The organism is Candidatus Binatia bacterium, from assembly GCA_036382395.1.
Taxonomy (GTDB): domain Bacteria; phylum Desulfobacterota; class Binatia; order HRBIN30; family HRBIN30; genus JAGDMS01.
The window spans coordinates 1-2,474 of sequence record DASVHW010000222.1; the positions used below are offsets into that span (position 1 = coordinate 1).

Consider the following 2,474-nt stretch of genomic DNA (forward strand, 5'->3'; position numbering starts at 1 on the left):
GAGCCGTGCCTGGACGTCGTGAGCGCGAGCGATAATCCTAAGCAAGCTCGGATCGGCTGCGGCATTATCACTGGAATCCTCGACCAGCATTTTCATTTCGCGACCGACGCGCTTCAGCCGCACCGGTGCCGCCAATGTTAGAATCTGATCAGACGAATTTGCCGGCTTGTGATCCTGTGCCTGCCGATCAATCGATGACGCGCTAAGCAACGCAGCAAGACTGCTTTGAGAGATAGCGATTTTGACGCTATCAAGCCTGACCTCGACGCGGCGGATCAAGGCCATCAGTATTGCTTTGATCTTCTCTGGTGCTTGGGCGCCAAGATCGTCGGCAATCTGTTGTGCGCGCTCGATCAGGTCCCCCTGTCCGACATTCTGGTCGACTTGATTGTCGATGGCGTCGAGGATTTCACCTCGGTGGGCGAGGAAAATGCGAAGCCTATTGATCACCACCGTTTCGAGGTTGCCCGCCGGGATCCGGCGTCGATTTGAGCCGCTTCTTGCGGCACCAGTTACGAGGGAGGTCGACACATAATACCGATACCGTGTTCCCTTCTTGACTGACCATGTAGGTGTCAGTCGCTCCCCGGCCTCGTCAAAGACCATGCCGGTCAGCAGGCTTGGCTGCTTGGTGCGGGCGCCGGTCGCCCGTGCCACGCGATTGTCGGCGAGTGCCGCTTGGACAGCATCCCATAGCGGCTTGTCAACGATTGCCGAATGCTCTCCGGGATAGGAATTGCCCTTGTGTGTTGCCTCCCCACGGTAAGTACGGTTCTGAAGCATCAGATAGAGCGCGCCATGCGAGAACTGTTGGTGACCATATTTCGTGCCATCGGGTCGGACTCGTCGCTTGCTCTTGATTCCGGCGGCGGCCAGCTCTTCCCCCAGGGCGCGGACCGACCTGAGCTTGAGATAGCGTTGGTAGATATCAACAACGGCCCGAGCCTCGGCGTCGTTTACGATGAGCTTGCGCTCTTTCACGTCGTATCCGAGTGGCACCGTGCCGCCCATCCACATGCCCTTCTTCTTCGAGGCGGCAATTTTGTCCCTGACTCGTTCACCGATCAGTTCACGCTCAAACTGGGCGAACGACAGCAGGATATTCAACGTCAGCCGTCCCATGCTCGTGGTGGTGTTGAACTGCTGGGTGATTGAGACGAACGACACTCCGCGGCGGTCGAAAACCTCGACGAGCTTGGCAAAATCGGAGAGCGCTCGCGTCAGCCGGTCGACCTTGTACACGACGACCACATCGATCTGGCCGGCCTCGATGTCGGCCAGCAGCTGTTGCAAGGCTGGCCGCTCCATCGTGCCGCCGGAATACCCGCCGTCATCGTACAGCGTCGGCAGCACCGTCCAGCCCTCATGCTTCTGCGACAAGATGAAGGCGGTGCAGGCTTCGCGCTGGGCATCGAGCGAGTTGAAAGCCTGCTCCAGGCCTTCATCGGTCGATTTTCGCGTGTAGATCGCGCAGCGAGACCGTTTGACGGGTCGCCGAGCCGTCTTTTCTGATTCAGCCATTGCGCCCTCCGCTCGGACGCTCTTTGCCCGTCACAAGCAGTCCGAAGAAGCGCGGTCCCGACCAGTGCGCTCCGGTGATCTTCTTTGCGATCTTGGTCAGAGATGCGTAACTCGAGCCGGCATATTCGAATCCATCTTCGGTTACCGTGACGGGGTGGGTCCGGCCATGCCATTCGCGGACAAGACGCACGCCCGGCTTCAGGCTGAGACTCGGCGTGGGGCCGACGCGGCCTGTCGTACGCAAAGTCTTCGCCAGCGTCCGCAGCTTACGACGCGTCGCCTTGCCGAGCCCGCCGTGTTCAATTTCCTGAAGCCGGTAGCCAATCCCGAGGATCAGCAGATCGCGGCTGATCCTCGGCGCATCACTGTGGTACAGGTGCCGCCATTCGCGCCGCAGCTCGTCCGGGCTCGCGCCGGCCAGGACAAGCTGCGGCGTTGATCGCGAGGACGGCGCTGTCGGGTGCACCGACCGCGGAGCCATGATTAGGCCACCTGACGGTCGGGATTATCTACCTTGGGCTTCGGTTTGCCCAACTTGCCCGTGACGATGCGATAGACCCTGTCGCCACTATCCGACTTCTCAGATTCCAATGTGAGGCCGAACTTCTTGCGCACGACCCCTGCAAAGAATCCACGGACCGAATGCTGTTGCCAGCCGGTGGCTTTCATGATGGCGGAAATCGTCGAACCCTGCGGCCGGCGCAGCAGGCCGAGGACTTCGGCCTGCTTGGAGTTCGCCCGCGGCTTGGGTTGGGCGGAATTCTGATGGTTGGCGGCTTTCCGTGGGGACTTGGTGGCGGACGCTGACTTCACCTCGTGGGCGGGTTTGCTCTTGGTCATTTCGGTCTCCTCTTGCGGTGTACGACGGCACATGCCGCCACCACCGAAACCCCGCGGAGGCCCAAGGGCGCTGGCGGGGGAGGAGCGGATCCTGGAGACGGTCAGGTCTTGCT

General features: G+C 60.8%; 3 protein-coding genes. All 3 read right to left on the reverse strand.

Going from position 1 to position 2,474, the window contains the following annotated elements; genetic code table 11:
• On the reverse strand, positions 1–1,521 hold a 1,521-nt coding region (locus tag VF515_10205), incomplete at its 3' end, for a recombinase family protein (GenBank protein ID HEX7408006.1).
• Positions 1,514–2,002 carry a DUF2924 domain-containing protein gene (locus VF515_10210; protein HEX7408007.1) on the reverse strand — a complete coding sequence of 163 codons (489 nt, stop codon included), beginning with the start codon at positions 2,000–2,002 and terminating at the stop codon, positions 1,514–1,516. The genes VF515_10210 and VF515_10205, both read right to left, overlap by 8 nt.
• 2 nt (positions 2,003–2,004) lie before the next feature.
• Positions 2,005–2,474, reverse strand: a 470-nt coding sequence (locus VF515_10215) for a DUF3489 domain-containing protein (protein HEX7408008.1), incomplete at its 5' end; no start/stop codon positions are given.